We start from the raw sequence: 21,316 nt of genomic DNA, 5'->3' as shown, positions 1-21,316 counted from the left end.
CACCGTGTGCGGAATAGTCGTCGTGGTCGACCTGGACGGTTCCCTCGGCCCGGACTCCGTGGCTCCCGCACTGCGGGTGCTGCGCCCGAGGGGACCGGACGGTGAAGGCGTCTGGGTGTCCCCGACCGGCCGTGCCGTCCTGGGGCACACCCGCCTGGCGGTCAACGACCCCGACGGCGGGGCACAGCCCATGGGCACACCCGACGGCGAGCAGTGGCTGGTCGCCAACGGCGAGTTCTACGGACACCGCGCGTTGCGTGACCGCTTGCGCCGTCTGGGCGTACCGGTGCGCAGCGGCAGCGACTCCGAAGTCGCCCTGCACCTGTTTCACGCGCACGGTGAACGCGCCCTGGACGAACTGCGCGGCGAGTTCGCCTTCGTCGTCTGGGACGAACGGCGCGGCGAGCTGACCGCCGTACGCGACCGGTTCGGGGTCAAGCCGCTCTACCACGCACGCCTCGGCCGTAGACTGCTGATCGCCTCCGAGATCAAGGCGCTCCTGGCCCTCGGTGTGTCCCCCGAGTGGGACACGGCGGCCTTCGCCGACCACCTGCACCTGGCCATGGGGCCGGACGCGACTCCCGTACGAGCCGTACGCCAGATACCCCCCGGCTGTCTGCTGCGTGCCGACGCAGGGGGGGTACACGTGCACCGGTACTGGGACATCGACTACCCCCACGCGGACGAGTTCCCGGGCATCCCGGAAGAGGACCGTTTCGCGCACTTGGAGGCGGTGGAGGCCGCCTTCTCCCGGGCCGTGCACCGCCGCACCGACGTCGACGGGCCCTTGGCCTGCCACCTCAGCGGGGGACTGGACTCCTCCTCCATCCTCGCGCTGGCGGCCCGCAGCCGGGACGTCACGGCCTTCACGGTGGCGTTCGACGGTTCGGGCCTCGATGAGAGCGCCCTCGCCCGCCGCACCGCCGACCACGTGGGCGTACGTCACCAGGTGGTCCACCACTCACCCGACGATCACATCACCGGGCTGGTGGACACGCTGCGCGCCGGCGAGATGGTGCAGGAGAACGCGCACGGGGTGGCGCGGTTCGCGCACGCCGGCGCCATCGCCGCGTCCGGCCACAGGGTCGCGCTGGCGGGGGAGGGCGGCGACGAAGTCCTGGCAGGATACCCGCAGCTCGCCAAGGACTTGGCGTTGACGCTGGACCCGGCGCGGCTGGCACGAACCCGCTCCGCTTACGCGAAGCTGACGGCCACCGCCGACGTACCCCACCACCTGCGCACCCTCGTGACCGGCCTCGGCTTCGTCCCCTCCTGGATCGTCGAGCGACACGCCGCTGTGGCGCGGCCGATCGCCCCCCTGCTCAGTCCGGAGTTCGCCCGGCTGTTCCGCGAACGGGACAGCGCCACGGCTCTGCTGGCGGACGCCGGAGAGCGGCTCGTCGGCCGGACACCGTTTCACCGGTCGCTGTACCTGTTCGCGCGCAGCCGGCTCGCCAACTACATCCTGATCGCCGAGCGGCTCGACGCGGCGCAGGGCGTCGAGGTCCGACTGCCCTTCTTCGACGAGGAGTTCTTCGACGTGGTCCGGCGCACGCCGCCACAGTGGTACGCGCACGACGGCCGCTCCAAGCACCTGCTGCGCGCCACGGTCGGCAGGCGGCTGCCCGCCGAGGTCCGCGACGGCTCCAAACGGGGCTTCTTCGCACCCCCCTCGGCAGCCGACGAAGCGGCGTTCGCCGCCCTGTGCGACGTACTCGACCGGCCCGCACTCGACGACAGCCCCTTCTTCGACCGCCCCGCCGTCCTGGCCTGGCTCGGCCGGCTTCGTGCCCTGCCCGCCGCCCGGCGCGCGGTCCACGACCCGATCCTCCAGATGATCGCCGGGACGATCCTCCTCACGGACGTCTTCCGGCAGGCCGGGCTCGCCGCCCACGGAAGGAGCGCCCGTGTCTGACGGCACTACCGCCGACGACCTCCACACGCGCATCGCGGCGCTCTCCCCGGAACGGCGAGCCCTGCTGGAAGACCTGTTGCGGCAACGGGAGGGCGAGCGCCGCACCGGCATCACGCGCCGCCCCGACCCCGCCCTGCCCGCCCCTCCCTCCTACGGCCAGGAGCGGATGTGGGTGCTGTCCGAACTCGGCCAGGACGCCTACCGCTACGGTGCCGCCGTCCGGCTGCACGGTGCGCTCAACCACGCGGCCCTGCGCACCGCCGTCGAGCACCTCGTGCGACGCCACGAGGTGCTGCGCACCGTCTTCGACACCGAAGGAAGCCAGGTGGTGCGGCCCGCCTCGCCCCAGGACCTGCCCCTGGTCGACCTGGCCGCCAGCCAACCCCCCGTACTTCGGGGGGTGCTCCTCGCCGCCGACGCCCTGCGCACGGCTTCACTGCGTCCCTACGACCTCGCTGTCGGACCACTCCTGCGGCCCGTCCTGTTCCGGCTCGCCCCGCGCGAGCACGTCCTGCTCCTCGCCGCGCACCACGCCGTCACCGACGGCTGGTCCCTGGGCGTGCTCACCCAGGAGTTCGCCGCGCACTACCGCGAGGCCCTGGCCGGCCGGCCCTGCGCGCTGCCAGAACCCCCCGTCCAGTACGCCGACTACGCCATCTGGCAGCGCGGACGGCACACCGGCGCCGAACGGGAACGGCTGCTGGACTTCTGGCGTCCTCGCATCGCCGGACACGCCGTGCCCCGGCTGCCCTGGGACCGCGCCCGGCCGGACACCCCGGAGGCCGGCGGCGGCACCGAGGTGTGGACGGTCACCGGCGCGCGCCTCCACGCGCTGCGGGCCGTCGCCGCCCGGGAGAGCGCCACCCCCTTCATGGTCACCACCACGGCGTTGCTGACCGTGCTGGCCGCCGTCACCGGACAGCGCGACCTCGTCGTGGGCACCCTCGTCGCCGGGCGCACCAGACCCGAGCTGACCGGCCTCGTCGGTTACTTCGCCAACGTCCTGCCGTTGCGACTGGACACCGGGAGCCACCCGACCCCGCGCCGGCTGCTGCGCGCCGTGCGCGACGAGACCCTGGACGTCCTCGCCCACCAGGACCTGCCCTTCGAGGTGCTGTTGGAGGAACTGCGGCGCGCCGGCGAGCGCACCGCGTTCACCCGGCCGGTGAACGTCCTGTGTGTCGGGCAACAGCAAGTGGGCACCCTCGACCTGCCGGGCCTGCGGGCCGAACCGATCGACATCCCCCTCGGCGGTGCCGAGTTCGACCTGACCGTGGAGATCCGTGACCACGGCGACCTGTGGCAGATCGCCCTCCAGTACGACCGCGACCTCTTCGACCGCGCCACCGCCCGCGCCCTCGGCGATCAGCTCCTGACCGCCCTGGACGCCCTCGCCAACGCCCCGGAGGCGCCGGAAGCCTCGGACGCGCCGGAAGCCGCCGCTCACCGCCCGCCCTGGGCAGCCGGAGGCCCCGCTGCGGCGGACCCCACCGCGGTGGTTCACCGGGTCTTCGAGCGACGGGCCGCCGAGACCCCGGACGCCGTGGCAGTGGTGGACGGCGCCCGCCACCTGACGTACCGCGGGCTCAACGCGGAGGCCAACCGCCTGGCCCGGCTGCTGGTACGGCACGGTGTCGGAGCCGAGGACCGCGTGGCGCTGCGGCTGGAGCGCTCCGCCGAGAACATCGTGGCCATGCTCGCCGTCCTGAAGGCGGGGGCCGCGTTCGTCCCCCTGGACCCCGGCTTCCCGGTGCGGCGCATCGCCGCGCTCGTGCGAGACGTCCGTCCGTCCTACCTGATCACCACCGAGGCACTCGCCGCAGGCTGGGAAGGGCCGACCCCGCCGCTGCCGACGGTGCTGCTCGACGCCCACCGGGGCGAGTTCGACCGGCTCCGGCCCGACGACCTGCCGCTGCCCGTCCACCCCGCGCACGCCGCGTACGTGATCCACACCTCCGGCTCCACCGGCGACCCGAAAGGCGTCGTCGGACTGCACTCCGCGCTGGTCAACCGCTGTCGCTGGGCGGCCCGTACCACTCCGTACGCCACCGACGACACCTGCGCCGTCCGGGCGCCCGTGGGCTTCGTGGATTCCGTCGCCGAGACCTTGGCGCCCCTGCTGAACGGTGCCCGCCTGGACATCGTCGGGCCGTACGACGGCGCCGACCCCACCGCCCTCGCCGACCACGTGGCCACCCGTGGGGTCACCCGGCTGCTGACCGTGCCCTCGCTGCTGGAGCCCCTCCTGGCCACCGTGCCCGGCCTGGCGACCCGGCTGGCCTCCCTGCGCCTCTGCGTCACCAGCGGTGAAGCACCCGGCCCCGGCCTGCCACGCCGCTTCGCCGAAGCCCTGAGCGGGCCACGGCTGTTCAACCTCTACGGCAGCGCGGAGGTCGCCGCCGACGCCACCGTCGCGGAACTCGCCCCCGGCACCCCCTACGCGGTCGTGCCGATCGGTACACCGCTCGACGGCGTCCGGGTGACCGTCGCGCATCCCGCGACCGGGCGGCCGCTCGACACCCTCGCACAGGGCGAACTGCTCGTCGGCGGAGCCGGGCTCGCACGCGGCTACCACGGGCGGCCCGCCGCCACCGCCGAACGCTTCGTGCCCGACCCGGCCGGACCGCCCGGCGCCCGGGCCTTCCGCAGCGGCGACCTCGGCCGCCGCCGCCCCGACGGGACCCTGGAACACCTCGGCCGCTCCGACGACCGGCTGAAGATCCGCGGCATGCAGGTCGAACCCGCCGCCGTGGAGCGGGCCCTGTGCGCCCTGCCCGGCATCCGGGACGCCGCCGTTCACCCCGCCCCGGACACCGACGGGACGGTCACCCTCGCCGCCCTGGTGGTCACCGACGTCCCCCTCGACACCGCCGCCGTGCGCCGGGCCCTGGCACGCCGGCTGCCCGCGCACGAAATCCCGTCCCGGCTGCGCGCCGCCAGCGCCCTGCCCCGTACGCCCAGCGGCAAGCTCGACCGCGCGGCGCTCGCCGCGGGCGGCCCCGGTTCGCACGGTGCCGCCACGGCAGGCTCCGCCCGGCCGCCGGAAGCGCCCCCGCACGAGGCGGCCGTGCCACCATCGCCCGCCGTACGGCTCGTGTGCAAGGTCTTCGCCGCCCTGCTGCCCGACGCCGACGGCCAGGTGGGGCCCGACGACGACTTCTTCCACCTGGGGGGCCACTCCGTCCTCGCCGTACGCGCCGTCCACCGGCTGCGCGCGCGAACCGGGGCACGCATCGCGCTGCGCGACGTCATCGAGGCGCCCACCCCGCGCGCTCTGGCCCAGCGCATCGACGCTGCGGCCAGGGTGGTGCCGGAAGAGCGCCCGGGAGCCACACGAGTGGCCACGGACCTCGCCGAGTGGCACGCGCCCTTCCCGCTCACCGAGGTCCAACAGGCCTACTACATCGGCCGCTCGGCCGGGATGGAACTCGGCAACGTCTCCACCCACGGCTATGTGGAGGTCGAGACGCACGCCCTGGACCTGCCACGCTTCTCCCGCGCGCTGCACCGGGTCATCGACCGCCACCCCATGCTCCGCGCCGTGATCGACAGCGACGGTACCCAGCGGGTCCTGCCCGAAGTGCCGGCCTACACGGTCGCCACCCAGGACCTGCGCGGCCTCCGCGGGGCCGAGGTCGAGCAGGCGTTGCGCACCACCCGGACGGCCATGTCCCACCAGGTGATGCCAGCCGACCGATGGCCCCTGTTCGACGTACGGGCCTCGCTGCTGCCCGGCGCGACGACCCTCCTCCACATCGGCCTCGACTCCCTCGTGTGCGACGCGCACAGTTTCGGCCTCGTCCTCGCCGATCTGGCCGACGCCTACCGCGACCCCCGTACCCCGCTCGCGCCGCTCGGACTCACCTTCCGCGACTGCGTCCTCGCCCGCCTTGCCGAACAGAGCGGCACGGAACACCAGCGGGCCACGAACTACTGGCGCGAGCGGCTCGCCGAGCTGCCGCCCGGGCCGGAGATGCCCTTCGCCCGGGCCCCCGAGACCATGGACCGGCCCGAGTTCAACCGCCGCGCCGCACGCCTGGAACCCGCGCACTGGGCCAGGCTGAAGCAGCGCGCCCTCCAGCACGGGCTCACCCCCTCCGGCGTACTCCTCGCGGCCTTCGCCGAAACGGTCACCCTCTGGAGCCGTCGGCCGCACTACACCCTGATGCTCACCCTCTTCGACCGGCTCGTCGACCACCCGGACGTGGACGCGGTCGTGGGTGACTTCACCTCCCTGATCCCCCTGGAGGTCGACCACCGCGGCCCTGGCACCTTCGCCGAACGTGCCCGCAGCGTCCAGCGGCGCCTGTGGGAGGACCTCGACCACGCCCGGGTCAGCGGGGTCACCGTCATGCGCGAATGGCTCAGGGCACGGGGCGAGGCGCCCAGGGCCGTCACCCCCGTCGTCTTCACCTCCAACCTGGTGGACTCCCGCCCCCGCCCCGAGCGGGCGGCGCCCGGCCCCGACTCGCCCTTCGGACCGGTCGTGTACGCGGTCAGCCAGACACCACAGGTGGCGCTCGACCATCAGGTCGCCGAGGTGGAAGGGGCGCTGGAGTACAACTGGGACGCTGTCGACGCCCTCTTCCCACCGGGACTCCTTGATGACGCGTTCGCCGCCTACACGGACCTCCTGCACCGGCTGGCCGACACCGGCCAGGCCGACTGGAACGTTCCCTCGGAACCGCAGATGCCGGCCGGGCAGACCGCCCGCCGGGTCGCCGTCAACCGCACCGACGCGCCGGTGCCCGACGTCTGCCTGCACGATCTGGTGAACGAAACGGCCCGCATACGCCCCGACGACCCGGCCGTGATCACCGACACGGTGCGGCTGACCTACCGGGAACTCGTCGACGCCTCCCTCGCCGTGGCCCGGACCCTCCACCAGCGCGGCGTGCGCCCTGGCGACCTGGTGGCGGTGGCCGCCTGCAAGGGCTGGCAACAGGCCGTTGCCGCCCTGGGCGTGCTCCAGAGCGGAGCTGCCTTCCTGCCGCTCGATCCAGGCCAGCACCCCACGCGGGTACGTCGTCTGATCGACAGCAGCGGTGTCCGGCACATCCTCGTCGAACGCGCGGGACGAGCAGCGTTCACCGACACCGGTCCGGCCGGCCTGATGGCCGTGGAGGACTGCCTGACCGCCACCGGGAGCACCGGGGACAGGCCGGACGCGCCCAGCGCCCCCGGCGATCTGGCCTACGTCATCTACACCTCGGGCTCCACCGGTGACCCCAAGGGTGTCGTCATCGACCACGCCGGCGCCGTCAACACGCTCGTCGCCGTCAACCGTCGTTTCTCCGTCGGTCCCGCCGACCGCGTTCTCGCCGTGTCCTCCCTCCACTTCGACCTCGGTGTGTACGACCTATTCGGAACCTGGGCCGCGGGCGCCGCGGTCGTACTACCCGAGCACGACCGCCGCACCAGCCCCGCCCACTGGGCCGACCTGATGCGGCGCCACGGCGTGACCGTCTGGAACTCCGTGCCGGCCCTCGCCGGTCTCCTCGTCGAGTACGCGGAGTACGCCGACGGTCCCGCGCGCACCGCCCCGGCCGGCCTGCGCCTGGCGATGCTCAGCGGCGACTGGATCCCGCTGGACCTCCCCGACCGCCTCCGCGCGGTCGCCCCCGACTGCCGCGTCATCGGTATGGGCGGCGCGACGGAGGCGTCCATCTGGTCCGTCTGGTACCCGGTGGAACACGTCGACCCGTCCTGGCGCAGCGTCCCCTACGGCCTGCCCATGGACAACCAGACCGTGCACGTCGTCGACGAGCTGGGCAGGCCGCGCCCCGACTGGGTCCCCGGCGAACTGCACATAGGCGGCCGGGGCGTCGCCCTCGGCTACTGGCGAGACCCGGAGCGCACGGCAGAGAAGTTCCCCACCCGTCCCACCGGGTCCGGTACCGTCGAACGCCGCTACCGCACGGGCGACATCGTGCGGTTCCTGCCCGGGGGCCTACTGGAGTTCCTCGGCCGCGAGGACTCCCAGGTCAAGATCGCCGGGCACCGGATCGAACTCGGCGAGATCGAGGCGGCCCTCACCCAGGTCCCCGGCGTCCGCGCCGCCGTCGTGGTCGCCCCCGGCACGGCCGACCGGGAACGCCGGCTGGTCGGCTACTACCTCCACGACCACGGCTCCGCCCCGGATCCCGCCGCGGTGCGCGCCCGGCTCACCGAGGTACTGCCCGGCTACGCCGTGCCGCCACGCCTGATTCCCCTCGAACAATTCCCCCTCACGTCCAACGGGAAGGTCGACCGGGGACGGCTACGCGACCTGTCAGCCGCTCCGGCCCTCAGCCGCTCCCGGCGCCCCGCGGGAGAGTGGGAGCAGCGTGTCACCGCGATCTGGGCCGACGTGCTGCGCCTGGACGACGTCGCTCCGGACGACGACTTCTTCCTCCTCGGCGGCACCTCCCTGGGCGCCATGCGTCTGACGAACCGGCTCCAGTCCGAGTTCGGCACCCGGTTCACCCTGCTCGACCTCTACCAGGCGCCCACCGTGGCGGCGATCGCTGAACGGCTCGCGTCCGCGGCCGGGGCCGCCCCACCCGCCACGGTTCCGCCCCGTCCGGCCCTCGTCCTGCGCCCCGATCCGGTCGGCCGCCACGAGCCGTTCCCGCTCACGGACGTCCAACAGGCCTACTGGCTGGGCCGCCTGGCCTCGGCCGAACTCGGCAGCGTCGCCACCCACACGTACGCCGAACTCGACGTCGAGGACCTTGACGTCGCCCGGCTCGAGCACACGGTGCGCCGCCTGGTGGCCCGGCACGAGTCGCTGCGGACGGTGATCCTGCCCTCCGGCCGGCAACAGGTCCTGGAAGCCGTCCCCGACTTCACCGTCGACCGCCTCGACCTGCGCGGCCGCAGTGCCGAGGACGTCGAGGAACTGCACGCCCGCACTCGCGCAGAGCTGTCGCACCGCGTCGCCCCGGCCGACCAGTGGCCGCTGTTCGCGCTGCGCGCCCACCGCCTCGACGATCGCCGCACCCGGCTGTTCGTCAGCCTCGACCTGCTCATCGCCGACGCGCACAGCGTGCACGTCCTCACCGCCGAACTCCTCACCCTCTACCAGGAGCCGCGGCGGGAGCTGCCCGCGCTCGGCGTCACCTATCGCGACTACGTCCTGGCCGTCGAACGGGCGCGCACCTCGCCGGAGCGGTCCCGCGCACTGGACTACTGGCGCGCCGAGGTCCGCCGGCTGCCCCCGGCGCCCGAGCTGCCACAGCGCGTTCACCCGCGCTCGGTGGACCGGCCCCGTTTCGAGCGGTTGACCACGTCCTTCGCACCGGAGGTGTGGGGACCGCTCGTCCGCCGTGCCGCCGCGGCCGGCGTCACCCCCTCGGCACTGGTGTGCACCGCCTTCTGCGACGTACTGCGCACCTTCAGCGGCCGGGAGGACGGCTTCACCGTCAACCTGACCACGTTCAACCGGGAGCGGGTGCACCCGGACGTCGACCAGGTGATCGGCGATTTCACCACGCTGACCCTGCTCGCGGTCGGCCCCGCCCTGCCCCGCTTCCAGGCACGCGCCCAGGACCTGCAACGACGGCTCTGGGAACGGCTGGAGCATCGCGCCGTCAGTGGCGTGGAGGTGCTGCGCATGCTGCGCGACGACCCCCTGCGCCGGCACGACAGCATGATGCCGGTCGTCTTCACCAGCATGCTGATGCCGGAGCTGATGACGGACGGGGAGGAGCCCGCCCCGTGGCGCAGCGAGACCGTCTACGCGGTCAGCCAGACGCCCCAGGTGCTCCTCGACCACCAGATCAGTGAGCGCGCCGGAACGCTCACCTGCACCTGGGACTACGTGGTCCAGGTCTTTCCGGACGGCCTCGTCGAGGCCGTGTTCCACGCCTTCGACGAGCAGATGCGACGGCTGGCGACAGACGACGACGAATGGGGAACGGACACGAATGTCCAGCACGACGCATAACCAGGACGAGATTCCGCCGACGGGCCGGGCCGAGGCAGGAGCCGCCGCTCCGGCTCATCCGGTCACCGCCCTCGTCCACGCCGGGGCGCTCCGGCACGCGGGCCGGCCCGCCCTGATCAGCTCCCGCGCCACCCTCACGCACCAGGAGCTGGCCTCCCGCGTCACCGGGCTGGCACGACGCATCAGGAGCGCGGGTGCCGGTCCGGGCAGCCGGGTCGCCGTGTGTGCGGAACCGGGCTGGGAGCACGTCGTGGGCGCTGTCGCCGTCATGTGGACAGGGGCGGCCTACGTACCCGTGCCCCCGGAGCTGAACCGGGCCGCCCGCTGGCAGCGCCTCGCCGCCGCCGACGCGGACGTCGTCGTCACCCAGCCCTGGCTGCGCGAACGACTGGACTGGCAGGCCGACGTCACCGTCCTGACAGTGGGCGGCGTGGACGACGCGGACGGCGCCACGGACGGCGGGGACGGCATCGACATGACCGGGCTCGCCGAGCCGCCGTTCGCCCAGGGCGACACCCTCGCCCTGATCGGCTCGCCGGAAAACGGCGCCGTACCGCTGAAGCTGTCGGTGCGAGCTGTCGCCCGCACCGTCGAGGACGTCAACCGGCGTCTCGGCCTCACGGCCGGGGACCGGCTTCTCGCCGTGACCCCCCTGGACAGCGAACGCGCCCTGTACGACATTCTTGGGCCGCTCACGGCCGGCGGTGCCATCGTCCTGCCGGACGACATCGACCTGCGCAACCCGGCCGCCTGGATCGCGCTCGCCGCCCGTCACGCGGTGACGGCCTGGTCTGCCACGCCCACCCTCACCCGTACCTTCCTCGACTACGCGGAGGCGGCCGGTGACGCCCTGCCCGAGCCGCCGCGCCGCTACGCGGTCAGTGGCGAACCGCTGCCCCGGGCGACGGCCGAGCGGCTGCGCGCCCTGGCCGGGCCGGACGGCCGGGTGCTCTACTTGGGGGAGGGGGCGGACCCCGGCATCTGGGCCACCTGCATGCCGGTCGGGGACCTCGACGAGGACTGGGGGTGGGTGCCCCTGGGCGGACCGCTGGCCCACCGCTCCGCGCACATCCTCTCCGACTCCCTGAGCCCCTGCCCAGCATGGGTGACCGGCCGTGTGCACCACGACGCCCCGAGCGCGGACGCCTCGGACGGACACCTGCTGCCGAGCGGCTATATGGGACGCGAACTGCCGAACGGTGTCATCGAGTTCGTGGGCGACCGGGCGGCCCGCACATGGCTCAACGACCGTCCGCTGAACCTGCTCGACGTCGAACTGCCCCTGTGGCGGCACCCCTCGGTCGCCGCGGCGGCGGTCGTCAGCCCCACCGGCACCGGGACGGTGGCACACGTCAAACCGGTGCCGGGCGCCGCGGTCACGGGTGAGGAACTGCGCGAACACCTGCGGCGCAAGGTCTCCCCGTATCTGCTGCCCGAGCGCGTCGAGCTCGTCCTGGACTTCCCGATGACCTCCGACGGACGCGTCGACCGGGCAGCCCTGGCCCGTTCCGCCCCGACGTCGCCCCGGCCGGCCACCACCGCGACCGGGCCCACCGGGCAGGCCGGCGCGCCTGCCCCGGCGCCGACCACCGACCTCCTCAGACGGGTGGCGTCGCTGGCGTCGCGCGTCCTCGGCATCAGCCCCATCGAACCCCACATGAACCTTGTCGACCTCGGAGCGACCAGCGTCGACCTGGTGCGCCTGGCCACCGTCGTGGAGGAGGAACTCGGCATCCTCGTCGACGTACCGGAACTGCTCCAGTTTCCCTCGCTCGCCGTCCTGGTGAGCGGACACGGCATGGTCGACGCCGGCGACGCTCCCGGGGCGCCGGACCCCGGCGCACAGCCGGGCGGCCCTCCCGCGGACGGTGACGTACTCAGCCGGTTGCAGGACCGCCAGGCCTTCAAGGACCGGCGGGCCGGCCTGCGGCACGATCTCGACGACGCCGACGGCATCCAGCTGGCCGCCGAGCACACCGATCGCATAGCCCTCCGGCGCACGGTCCGCCACTTCGGCCCGGGGCCGGTGCCCGCAACCGACTTCGGGGCTCTCCTGGCCGCGCTGAGGGAAACCGACACCGGCTCCGGACCCCGCCGCGGTTACCCGTCCGCGGGAGGAGCCTATCCCGTCCAGGTGTACGCCGTGGTCAAAGCGGGTGCCGTCGACGGGCTGCCCGGCGGCTGCTACTACCACCACCCCGTGCGTAACCGCCTCGTCCCCCTCACGCCGGTACACGTCCTGCACCCCCAGGACCACCACGAGACCAACCGCGCGGTCGCCGAACGGGCCGGCTTCGCCCTCCACCTGGTCGGGCGTCCGGAGGCCATCGCCCCCCTGTACGGGGCGCACGCCGAAACCTTCACGGCGTACGAGGCGGGCGCCATCGGCCAGCTCCTGATGACCGTCGCGGGTGAGCGGGGTATCGGTCTGTGCCCGGTCGTGGGGGTGCGCCCGGGCGCACTCGCCGGACCGCTCGACCTGGCGGCCGGGGACGTGGTGCTGCACACCCTCCTCGGCGGCCCGGCCCCGGACGGGGGCGGTGAGGCGCCGTGAGCCTGCGCAACGGCCCCGGCCAGGTGCCCCGGCGCCCGGTCGAGGACCGGCCCGCCGCCCTGGCCCGCCTCGGCCCCGCCCCGAACGACCACGGCCTGCCGGTACTCCTGGAGGCCGTGGACGCCACGGTCGATCCGCCCGCCTGGGCCGCTCACGACACCGACCGGCTGCGCGCCCTGCTCGACCGGCACGGAGCCGTCCTCCTGCGGGGCTTCGCCGCGACCCCCGCCGACCTGCCCCGTCTGCTGCGCCCCCTGGCCGGGGACCCGTTGCCCTACCGGGAACGCTCCACCCCCCGCACCCCGATCGGCGACGGCGTCTACACGTCCACCGACCATCCCGCCGACCAGGCCATCGCCCTGCACAACGAGAACTCCTACCAGTCGTCCTTCCCGGCGCTGCTGGCGTTCCACTGCGCCCTGCCCGCCCAGGCCGGGGGCGCCACCCCCCTCGCCGACTGCCGGCGCGTGCTGGCCCGACTCGACCCGGCCATGGTCGAACGCTTCGCCCGCCGGGGCGTGTGCTACCTGCGCAACCACCACCCGGGCGTCGGCCTGTCCTGGCAGGACGCCTTCGGCACCGACGACCGTGCAGAGCTGAGTGCCTACTGCGCCCGCAACGGCATCGAGGCGCACTGGCGACCCGACGGCGGGCTGCACACCCGTCAGGTCCGGCCGGCGCTGGCCCGTCATCCCCGTACACGGGAGGACGTCTGGTTCAACCACGCGGCGTTCTTCCACCCCGACGGCCTGGACCCCGCGCTGCGCGAGGCGTTGCGCGACCGCTACCCGCGTGAGGACGAACTGCCCCACCACGTCACCTTCGGCGACGGTGGCCCCGTCCCCGCCGCCGACCTCGCCCACATCCGCGCCGCGTACGCCGCCGAGGCCGCCGTCTTCCGGTGGCGGGCCGGCGACGTGCTGCTGGTGGACAACCTGCTCGCGGCCCACGGTCGTGAACCGTACCGGGGCGATCGACGGGTCGCCGTGGCCATGGCGGGTGCCCTGGACCGGCAGGCGGTGGGCACGGGCCACCGGATAGGAGGGGAGACACCATGAGCCACCACACACCCGCCGGACCCCCCTGGCCCCTTCAGAGCCGCTGGTGGCCCCTGCTGGACGAAGCCGCCTCCGGTACCCCGGTGCGCTGCCGCGCCCTGCTCCTCACCGGCCGCGTCCAGGTCCCCCGGCTCGTCGACGCCGTGCACCGCGTCGTCGACCACCACGCCGTGTTGCGCGCCCGCCTGTCCGACGACGACGGCACCCTGCGGCTGAGCACCGCTGAGGCGCCCGTACCCGTCGCCGTGTGGGAAGCGGACCGCGCGGACTGCGCCCGCGCCCTGCGCGAGGCCGTCACCGCAGCGCGCGACCCGCGTCACGACCCACCGGTCACCTTCGACATCGTCCGCATCGCGCCCGACCAACTGGTCCTCGCCATGACCGGGCACTTCCTCGCCGCTGATCTGGGATCGATCTACGCGACCCTCGGAGCCGCACTGCGCGCCTACTTCGGCCGCCACCGCCCGGACGCCGGCCCCCCACAACCGCCGCCGCTCGGTCCGGTGACCCCCGCGAGGACAGCTTGGTGGACCCGACGGCTCACGGCGTGGCAGCGCGAGGCCACCCTCGCCTCCGCAGCCGGTGCCCCCGCTCCCGCCGGCCGGCGCACCGCCGTACAGGTTCAGCCCGTCGCCGGAGCCGCCTGGCACCGCCTGGCCGAACGGGCCGCCGCCGCCGGCTGCGGCGCCGAACTCGCCGTTGTCGCGCTGCTCGCCTCCTGGCGGGCGACAGTGGCGCCGGACACTGGGACCGCCGTGTTCGCCGCCTGGGCGGACCTGCGCCACACCCACGGCGGCGAAGGAGTCGTCGGACCGCTCTCCGACCAGATCGCCTTCGGCGTCGACCTCGAGGGACACGCCGGCATGACGTTCACGGACCTGCTGCACCGCACCCATGCGGGGCTCCTCGACACCATGGTCCGTCACGTCCCCTACGACGAGCTGCGCCGGCTGCACCGCACGATCCACCCCGGCGCACCGCCTCCGTGGGACCTGCGCGTGCACTTCTGTCGCATCCCACCGCGCAGTTCGCTCACCCGTGACGAGAGGACGCTGGCGGAACTCGGCCTCTCCGTCGAGCTGTTCGACGAGAGTGAGCTGCTCGCGGTCCCACCACCGGCGGCCGGTGGCGCCTGGGACGGGGTCAACGCCGACCTCTTCCTCACCGAACACGGTCGCGACGACGTGGCGTTGACCCTGCACTACAACGAGACGGCACTGGACGAGCACACGATCGGCTTGATGCTGCGCGCCATCTCGGACATGATCAACCATGTTGGTGAGACTCCCGACGAACCGCTTGCCCACCTGTGGCGGTCGCGTGGAGCACACGATCACACCGGACCGGATCGCCAGGGGGCAGCGACACACCCCGCGCTTCCACACCCAGCGAAGGGACACATCCGATGACAGCCCACGAAGAGGACGACGACAACCGCGTGTACGCCGTCGTGGTCAACCACGAGGAGCAGTACTCGATCTGGCCCACCGACCAGGAACTCCCCACCGGATGGCGTGCCGAGGGCACGACCGGCAGCAAGGACTCCTGCCTCGGCCACATCGAGACCGTGTGGACCGACCTTCGGCCGCTCAGCCTGCGGCTGTTCATGGAGGAGCAGGCCCGTCGCCCGACCGACGACGAGCCGCCGGCCGAGGAGCAGGAGGAGCCCGAAGAACCGTCCCTCCTGGACCGGCTGTCCTCCGGCGACCACCCGGTCGAGCCGGGACTGCGCCCCGAGCGCACCGCTCTCGCCCTGCGTGAGAGCCTCGAACGCGGCTACGTCCTCGTGCGGTTCACCGACACCCGCGGCGGCAGTGAGATCGGCGTCACCGTCGACCCCGAGGCCACGGACGCGTCCGCCGCCGACTTCGACGCGGGAGCGGGGACCCTCCACCTGGTGGGTGACCTCATCCTCGACTTCGAGTCCGCCCGCTGCCACGTCGACATCGATCTGGCCACCCTCCAGGGCCGCGGACGGCTGGAGCGGACGGCTGCCGCGGGACAGCTCCTCACATGAGCCACACCAGGTCGGCACAGGCCGGGCGGGTCCGCCGTGTGTGCGTCTTCGCACGGCTCGACGCGCCCGGCATGGGGGATCTCGTCCAGCGCAACATCTTCCTGAAGCTGCTGCGCGACGCCCACCCGGATGCCACGGTCACCATGGTCGTGGGCGAGTCCACCGCTCGCGCCCACCGCACCCTGCTCGAGCGCCACGGCTACGCGGACGACGTCCTGACGTGCCCCGACCCGGCCCGTCCCCCCGCCGACCCGGCCCTGCCCGAACCCTTCCTGCGGCTGCTGCGCGAGCGGGAGTTCGACCTGTGCCTCGTCGATCCCGACAGCACCGGCCTGGACGCCTCCCACGCCCACGCCGCCGGGATACCGCACCGGGTCGCCCTGCCCGACGGCGGACCGGGCGACGCCCGCATCACCCGTCCCGTCCGCCTGCCGCCGCCGTTGCTGGGCCGTACCGACCTGTACGAGTACGCCACCGGCCTGGCCGCCGCCCTCGGCCTGCCCACCCCCCTGCGCGCTGCATCCGTCGTCCCGCCCTTCCCGTACACCCCCGGCACCGACCCCTTCGCGCCCGGAGACGGTCCCCGAATTGTCGTCCACCCCGGCGGCGCCCCGCACTGGAACCGGCGCTGGCCCGCCGAACGGTACGCCCGTCTGTGCGGCAGGCTGCTGGCGGAGGGCGCACAGGTGATGCTGATCGGCACGGCGGACGAGCGCGCCGAGCTGGTGGAGCTGCGCGACGCCTGCCCGCCCGCGCGCGAGCGCCTCCAGGTCCTCGTCCCCGCCGGCCTCGACGCCCTGGCCACCACCCTGGCCTCGGCACGCCTCGTGGTCGGCAACGACTCGGCGCCGGCGCACATCGCCGCCGCGCTGCGCGTGCCCACGATCGTCCTCTACGGCCCGACCGACACCGAGTACATCTGGTCGCGTATCTATCCCCGGCACCACGGGGTGTCCCTGCGTTACGCCTGCCGCACCCTGCGCCGTTCCGCCCACGCCCCTGCCACCACTCGGTGCGACCGCGGCTGCGCGACCGCGTACGCACCGGACGCCGGATACCCCCACTGCCTGGCCGACCTGGACGTCGCCACGGTGTGGTCCGCCGTGGCTGCCCGGCTCGGCACCGGACACGAGAGGGAAGCAACGCCATGACCGGACCACTCCCGCACGGTTCCGTGCGGACCCTGCTGTCGGTCAACTTCAACCACGACGGCGCCGCCGTGTTGCTGACCGACGGACAGATACGCGCGTTCGTCACCACCGAACGCCTTTCCGGCCTCAAGAAGCACCCGGGGTTGCGCGAGGAGGATCTCGACGAACTCCTCGACCAGGCCGGCGCCCGCATCGACGACATCGACCACGTACTGCTGTGCAACCTCCACCTTATGGACTCGCCCGACGTCGTCACGCTGCACGGAGGCGATCTGAAGGACACCTGGCTGGAGTTCTGGGTCAATCAGCGCAACGACACCGTACTGCTGCGCGGTCGGCGCATACCCTGCACGGTCAACCCCGATCACCACCTACTGCACGCCTCCGCCGCGTACTACACCTCACCGTTCTCCTCCGGTGTCAGTGTCGCCATCGACCCCACCGGCTGCCGGGCCTTCCTCGGCCGCGACAACCGGCTCTTCCCGCTGCGCCGCGACTTCGACCGCTGGTTCAACGCGAACTACGGCTACGCGCATGTCGCCCACCATCTCTTCGGCTCGGCGATCGTCGGTGCGGGCAAGGTCATGGGCCTCGCCCCCTACGGCGCCCTACCGGACGGCGCGGACGCCCCGCTGCCGGAGGTCTCCTCCTTCGCCGACCTCGTCGCGCTGGCCGACGCCGACCCGGTCACCGTCGAGGCGGACGGTCGCGCGCTCAACGCACGCCTGGCGTACTACATCCAGCGGGGCCTGGAGGCGCAGGTGGACCGGCTGTTCACGGAGCTCGAACCGCTGTGCCGACGCAACGGCTACGCGTCCACCATCTGCCTCAGCGGCGGCACCGCCCTGAACGCCCCCGCCACCGAGAAGGCCTTCACCCGCTCCGGGTTCACCGGGCTGCACCTCCACCCCGCCTGCGGTGATGACGGCACTGCCCTGGGCGGGGCCCTGTGGTACTGGCACGAGGTCCTCGGCCACCCCCGCCGCGAGCATGCCAACGCCCAGCTGATGTACGGGCGACGGGATTACGGCCGCACCGCGGTCGAGCACGCCTTGCGCGCCCGCGCCGGTGCCCTGTACGTCGAGGCCACCGGTGACCACGCCGCACGCGCCGCCGAGCTCGTCGAACGGGGCGCCGTCGTGGGCTGGTTCGAGGGCGCCGCGGAGATTGGCCCCCGGGCCCTGGGGCACCGGAGCATTGTCGCCGACCCCCGCGATCCGACGATGCGCGACCGGCTCAACACCCGGGTGAAGTATCGCGAGCGGTTCCGTCCGTTCGCCCCGTCGGTGCTGAACGAGCACGCCGCCGACTGGTTCGGCCTCAAGGACAGCCCCTTCATGCTGCGCGCCGCCACCGCCCGCCGCGACGGCATCCCCGCCGCCGTCCACATCGATGGCACCGCCCGCATCCAGACCGTGGAGCGCGCCGACAATCCCGCCTTCCACCGGCTCGTCCAGTGCTTCGCCGACCGCACCGGCGTGCCGATGGTCGTCAACACCAGCCTGAACACCCGGGGCCGCCCCATCGTCGAGACCCCCGAGGACGCGCTCGGCGCCCTGCTGGACTCCGGACTGACCCATCTGGTCTTCCCCGGTTACGTCATCGCCAAGGAGGCCCTGAAGTGACCGGACGCCCGACCACACCGGACGAGGACCGGCTGATCGAGCCACTGCGCGCTATCTGGGCCGAGGTGCTCGGGCGGGACGTCGAACCCGACGACGACTTCCTCGACCTCGGCGGCGGTTCCCTGCACGCCATCCGCATCGTCCACCGCGTCGAGGAGAAGTACGCCACGGAGCTGTCGGTGCGCAGCGTCCTGGAGACCCGCACCGTCATCCTCATGGCCCGCCACCTCGCCCGCGACCTCCACACGGAACGCCCATGACCGTGGACCTCCTGGAACTCGTCCGGGCCCTCGCTGGCCGGCGCCTGCTGGTGATTGGCGACGCAGTCCTGGACACCTACGTGCGCTGTGCCGCGAGCGGACTGGCCCGCGAGGCACCGGTGCCGGTGCTGCGGGCGGAGAAGACCGTGCACCGTTGCGGCGGCGCCGCGAACCTGGCCGCCAACGCCGCCGCCCTCGGCGCCGAGGTGGAGATCGTGACGGCCTGCGGCACCGACGACGCGGGTGACCGCCTGGTGGCCCTTTTGCGCGACGCAGGGGTGGGCGTCGACGGCGTGCTGCGGCTGCCTGACTACAGCACGCCCGTCAAACGCCGTCATACCGTCCGGGGCCAGCTCGTCATGCGCGTCGACAGCGGCGACGGCCCGGTCGCCCTCCCCTTCGACGCCGGTCGGTGGACGTCCGACCTGGCCGAGAGGATGATGTCCGCCGACGCGGTCGCGATCTCCGAGTACGGCGGTGGGATGGTCACCCGCCCCCTGGTGGCCGCTCTCGCAGGGCTGCGCCGGGTCGGCCCCGAGACGCTCGTCGTCGACGCCCGGGACATCGCCGCCCTGCGCGACCTGCGACCCACGGCCGTCACTCCCAACCGCGAGGAGGCGGCACGGCTGCCGCCCGTGCGGGGCGAGGTGCCGGCCGGTGAGCAAGGCGACCCGCGCCAGCTGGCCGAACGCGCCCTGCGGGCGTCCGGCGCGCGGATCGCTGTCCTCACGCTGGGCGCCGACGGGGTCGTGGCCGTCGAACACGACCGGCCGCCCGTGCGGACCTACAGCCGCTCGAACCAGGTCAGCAGCACCGTGGGCGCCGGTGACACGTTCACGGCCGCTCTCACGCTGGCCCTCGCCACCGGTGCGGACACCGCACCCGCCCTGGAGCTGGGTTCCGCCGCCGCGGCAGCCGTCGTCGCCCGTCCCGACACGGCGGTGTGCACCGCGGACGACCTGGCCGCCCGGCTGGGCGCCACCGGCAAGGTCGTCACCCCAGGCGCACTCACCGCCTGGCAGCACGCCCACGACCGGGCCGAACGACGCCTGGTCTTCACCAACGGCTGCTACGACCTCCTGCACGCCGGGCACGTCTCCAACCTCAGCCGTGCCAAGGAACTCGGCGACCTGCTCGTAGTCGGAGTCAACTCCGACGCCAGTGTCCGCAGGCACAAGGGCCCCGAGCGCCCGTTGACCCCCTTGGACGAGCGGCTGCGCGTCCTCGCCGCGCTGAGCTGCGTCGACGCCGTGGTTCCCTTCGACGGGGACAGCCCCGTGGACCTCTTGGAGGCGCTGCGCCCCGACGTGTACGTCAAGGGCAGCGACTACACCCCGGAGACGCTGCCCGAGTGGTCGCTGGTCACCCGGCTGGGCGGCCGGGTGCACCTTCTCGAGAACGTGGCCGACCGCTCCACCACCCGGCTGATCCACCGCATCCGGGCGCTGTCCGGACCCGGTGGCCCCACTTCCGACGAAGGGAGTCCGCGATGACCCCGATGGGACCGGCCCAGCTGCTGTCCGCGGCGGCACACGCGGTCAAGGACGACACCCACCGACCGCTCGCGATCTACCTTCACGTGCCCTTCTGCCGGTCCAAGTGCCACTTCTGCGACTGGGTCGTGGACATTCCTGTGCGCCGGCTGCGGTTCGAGGAGGAGGAACGCCGAGCCTACCTCGACGCGCTGAGCAGGCAGATCCGGCTGTACGGGCCGCTTCTCACCGGCCTGGGCTACCGCCCCGACGTCATGTACTGGGGCGGCGGCACCCCCACCCGGCTCACCCCACGGGAGCTGACACGCCTGGCGGAAGCGGTCCAGGAGTCCTTCGACCTGTCCACGCTGCGCCAGTGGTCCGTGGAGACCACTCCGAACGACCTGACCGAGGACGTGGTGGCGATGCTGCGCGAGGCCGGGGTCGACCGCATGAGCGTCGGCGTGCAGTCGCTGAGCGACTACCAGCTGCGGGTGTCGGGCCGGGTCCATGGCCCCGACGACGTGATGCGGGCCGTGGAACTGCTCCGCGCGGGCGGCATCGACAACTTCAACGTGGACCTGATCTCCGGCTTCCCGGGAGAGACGCTCGCATCCTTGGGGGAGACGTTCGACCGGCTGCTTCCGCTTGCCCCACCGCACGTGTCGGTTTACCCCTACAGGGCCACCCCCAAGACTGTGATGGCCATGCAGCTGACGCGCCGTCAGTCAGAGGCGCACAACCGGACCGCGATGACCCGGGCCTACGAGTTCGCCATGGACCGTCTGCGCTCGGCCGGCTACCACGAGTACTGCCATGGTTACTGGGTCCGTGACGCCGCGCATGAGGACCAGGACGGCAACTACAAGTACGACCTGACCGGGGACAAGATCGGTTTCGGGAGCGGTGCCGAGTCCATCATCGGCCACCATCTGCTGTGGAACGAGAACCGCAAGTACGAGGACTACCTCGAGAACCCCGACCGGTTCACCTTCGCCCACCGGTTCTCCCTCGACGACCCCTCCCGGCTGACAGCTCCCGTCGGCGGGGCCCTGATGACCCGGGAAGGCGTGGTCTTCGAACGGTTCCGCCGGCTGACCGGCCTGTCCTTCCACGACGTCCGCGACACCCCGTACTTCTCGCGCTGGCTGACCGTACTCACCGACTGCGGCGCCCGGCTCGTGGAGACACCGACCGCGCTGCGCATGGAGACGGACACCATCCACCGTGCCTACATCACCCATCTCGCCTACACGATGTACTCCGGGCTCACCCCCGAACGCGCCTGAGCGCCGTACCGCGGCCCTCCGGCGCCCACCACGGGCGACCCATCAGCG

The 21,316-nt window shown here is 73.1% G+C and carries 11 protein-coding genes; all 11 read left to right on the top strand.

Features of this window, described 5'->3' with window-relative positions:
- Nucleotides 1–4: 4 nt before the first annotated feature.
- Genes asnB through ACIRRH_RS11935 form a run of 11 tightly spaced genes read left to right on the top strand, consistent with a single transcriptional unit; the run spans nucleotide 5 to nucleotide 21,268 of the window.
- Nucleotides 5–1,915 (top strand): asparagine synthase (glutamine-hydrolyzing), encoded by a 1,911-nt coding sequence (gene asnB, locus ACIRRH_RS11985; protein WP_403065467.1) that lies wholly within the window; start codon nucleotides 5–7, stop codon nucleotides 1,913–1,915.
- Nucleotides 1,908–9,842 carry an amino acid adenylation domain-containing protein gene (locus ACIRRH_RS11980; RefSeq protein WP_403065464.1) on the top strand — a complete coding sequence of 2,645 codons (7,935 nt, stop codon included), beginning with the start codon at nucleotides 1,908–1,910 and terminating at the stop codon, nucleotides 9,840–9,842. The genes asnB and ACIRRH_RS11980 overlap by 8 nt, the downstream gene beginning before the upstream one ends.
- Nucleotides 9,823–12,396, top strand: coding sequence for an AMP-binding protein (locus tag ACIRRH_RS11975; RefSeq protein ID WP_403065461.1), 2,574 nt, complete (start codon nucleotides 9,823–9,825; stop codon nucleotides 12,394–12,396). Before ACIRRH_RS11980 ends, ACIRRH_RS11975 begins: the two co-directional genes overlap by 20 nt.
- Nucleotides 12,393–13,454: a TauD/TfdA family dioxygenase gene (locus tag ACIRRH_RS11970; RefSeq protein WP_403065458.1), complete on the top strand. Its 1,062-nt coding sequence runs from the start codon at nucleotides 12,393–12,395 to the stop codon at nucleotides 13,452–13,454. Before ACIRRH_RS11975 ends, ACIRRH_RS11970 begins: the two co-directional genes overlap by 4 nt.
- Complete coding sequence (locus ACIRRH_RS11965) at nucleotides 13,451–14,863, top strand: hypothetical protein (protein ID WP_403065455.1); 1,413 nt, start codon at nucleotides 13,451–13,453, stop codon at nucleotides 14,861–14,863. The genes ACIRRH_RS11970 and ACIRRH_RS11965 overlap by 4 nt, the downstream gene beginning before the upstream one ends.
- Nucleotides 14,860–15,471 carry an MbtH family protein gene (locus ACIRRH_RS11960; RefSeq protein WP_403065452.1) on the top strand — a complete coding sequence of 204 codons (612 nt, stop codon included), beginning with the start codon at nucleotides 14,860–14,862 and terminating at the stop codon, nucleotides 15,469–15,471. The genes ACIRRH_RS11965 and ACIRRH_RS11960 overlap by 4 nt, the downstream gene beginning before the upstream one ends.
- Nucleotides 15,468–16,622, top strand: a complete 1,155-nt coding sequence (locus ACIRRH_RS11955) for a glycosyltransferase family 9 protein (protein ID WP_403065449.1) — start codon at nucleotides 15,468–15,470, stop codon at nucleotides 16,620–16,622. Before ACIRRH_RS11960 ends, ACIRRH_RS11955 begins: the two co-directional genes overlap by 4 nt.
- Entirely contained in the window at nucleotides 16,619–18,247 is a 1,629-nt protein-coding gene (locus tag ACIRRH_RS11950) for a carbamoyltransferase C-terminal domain-containing protein (RefSeq protein WP_403065446.1), read from the top strand. Before ACIRRH_RS11955 ends, ACIRRH_RS11950 begins: the two co-directional genes overlap by 4 nt.
- Nucleotides 18,244–18,507, top strand: a complete 264-nt coding sequence (locus ACIRRH_RS11945) for an acyl carrier protein (RefSeq protein ID WP_403065443.1) — start codon at nucleotides 18,244–18,246, stop codon at nucleotides 18,505–18,507. Before ACIRRH_RS11950 ends, ACIRRH_RS11945 begins: the two co-directional genes overlap by 4 nt.
- Entirely contained in the window at nucleotides 18,504–20,000 is a 1,497-nt protein-coding gene (rfaE2, locus tag ACIRRH_RS11940; RefSeq protein WP_403065440.1) for a D-glycero-beta-D-manno-heptose 1-phosphate adenylyltransferase, read from the top strand. Before ACIRRH_RS11945 ends, rfaE2 begins: the two co-directional genes overlap by 4 nt.
- Complete coding sequence (locus ACIRRH_RS11935) at nucleotides 19,997–21,268, top strand: coproporphyrinogen-III oxidase family protein (protein ID WP_403065437.1); 1,272 nt, start codon at nucleotides 19,997–19,999, stop codon at nucleotides 21,266–21,268. The genes rfaE2 and ACIRRH_RS11935 overlap by 4 nt, the downstream gene beginning before the upstream one ends.
- The last annotated feature ends 48 nt before the right edge of the window (nucleotides 21,269–21,316 follow it).

This window comes from Kitasatospora sp. NPDC101235 (assembly GCF_044767505.1).
Lineage (GTDB): Bacteria > Actinomycetota > Actinomycetes > Streptomycetales > Streptomycetaceae > Kitasatospora.
Note: the sequence above shows the minus strand (reverse complement) of the source record. Positions and strands in the feature narration are given on the sequence as shown.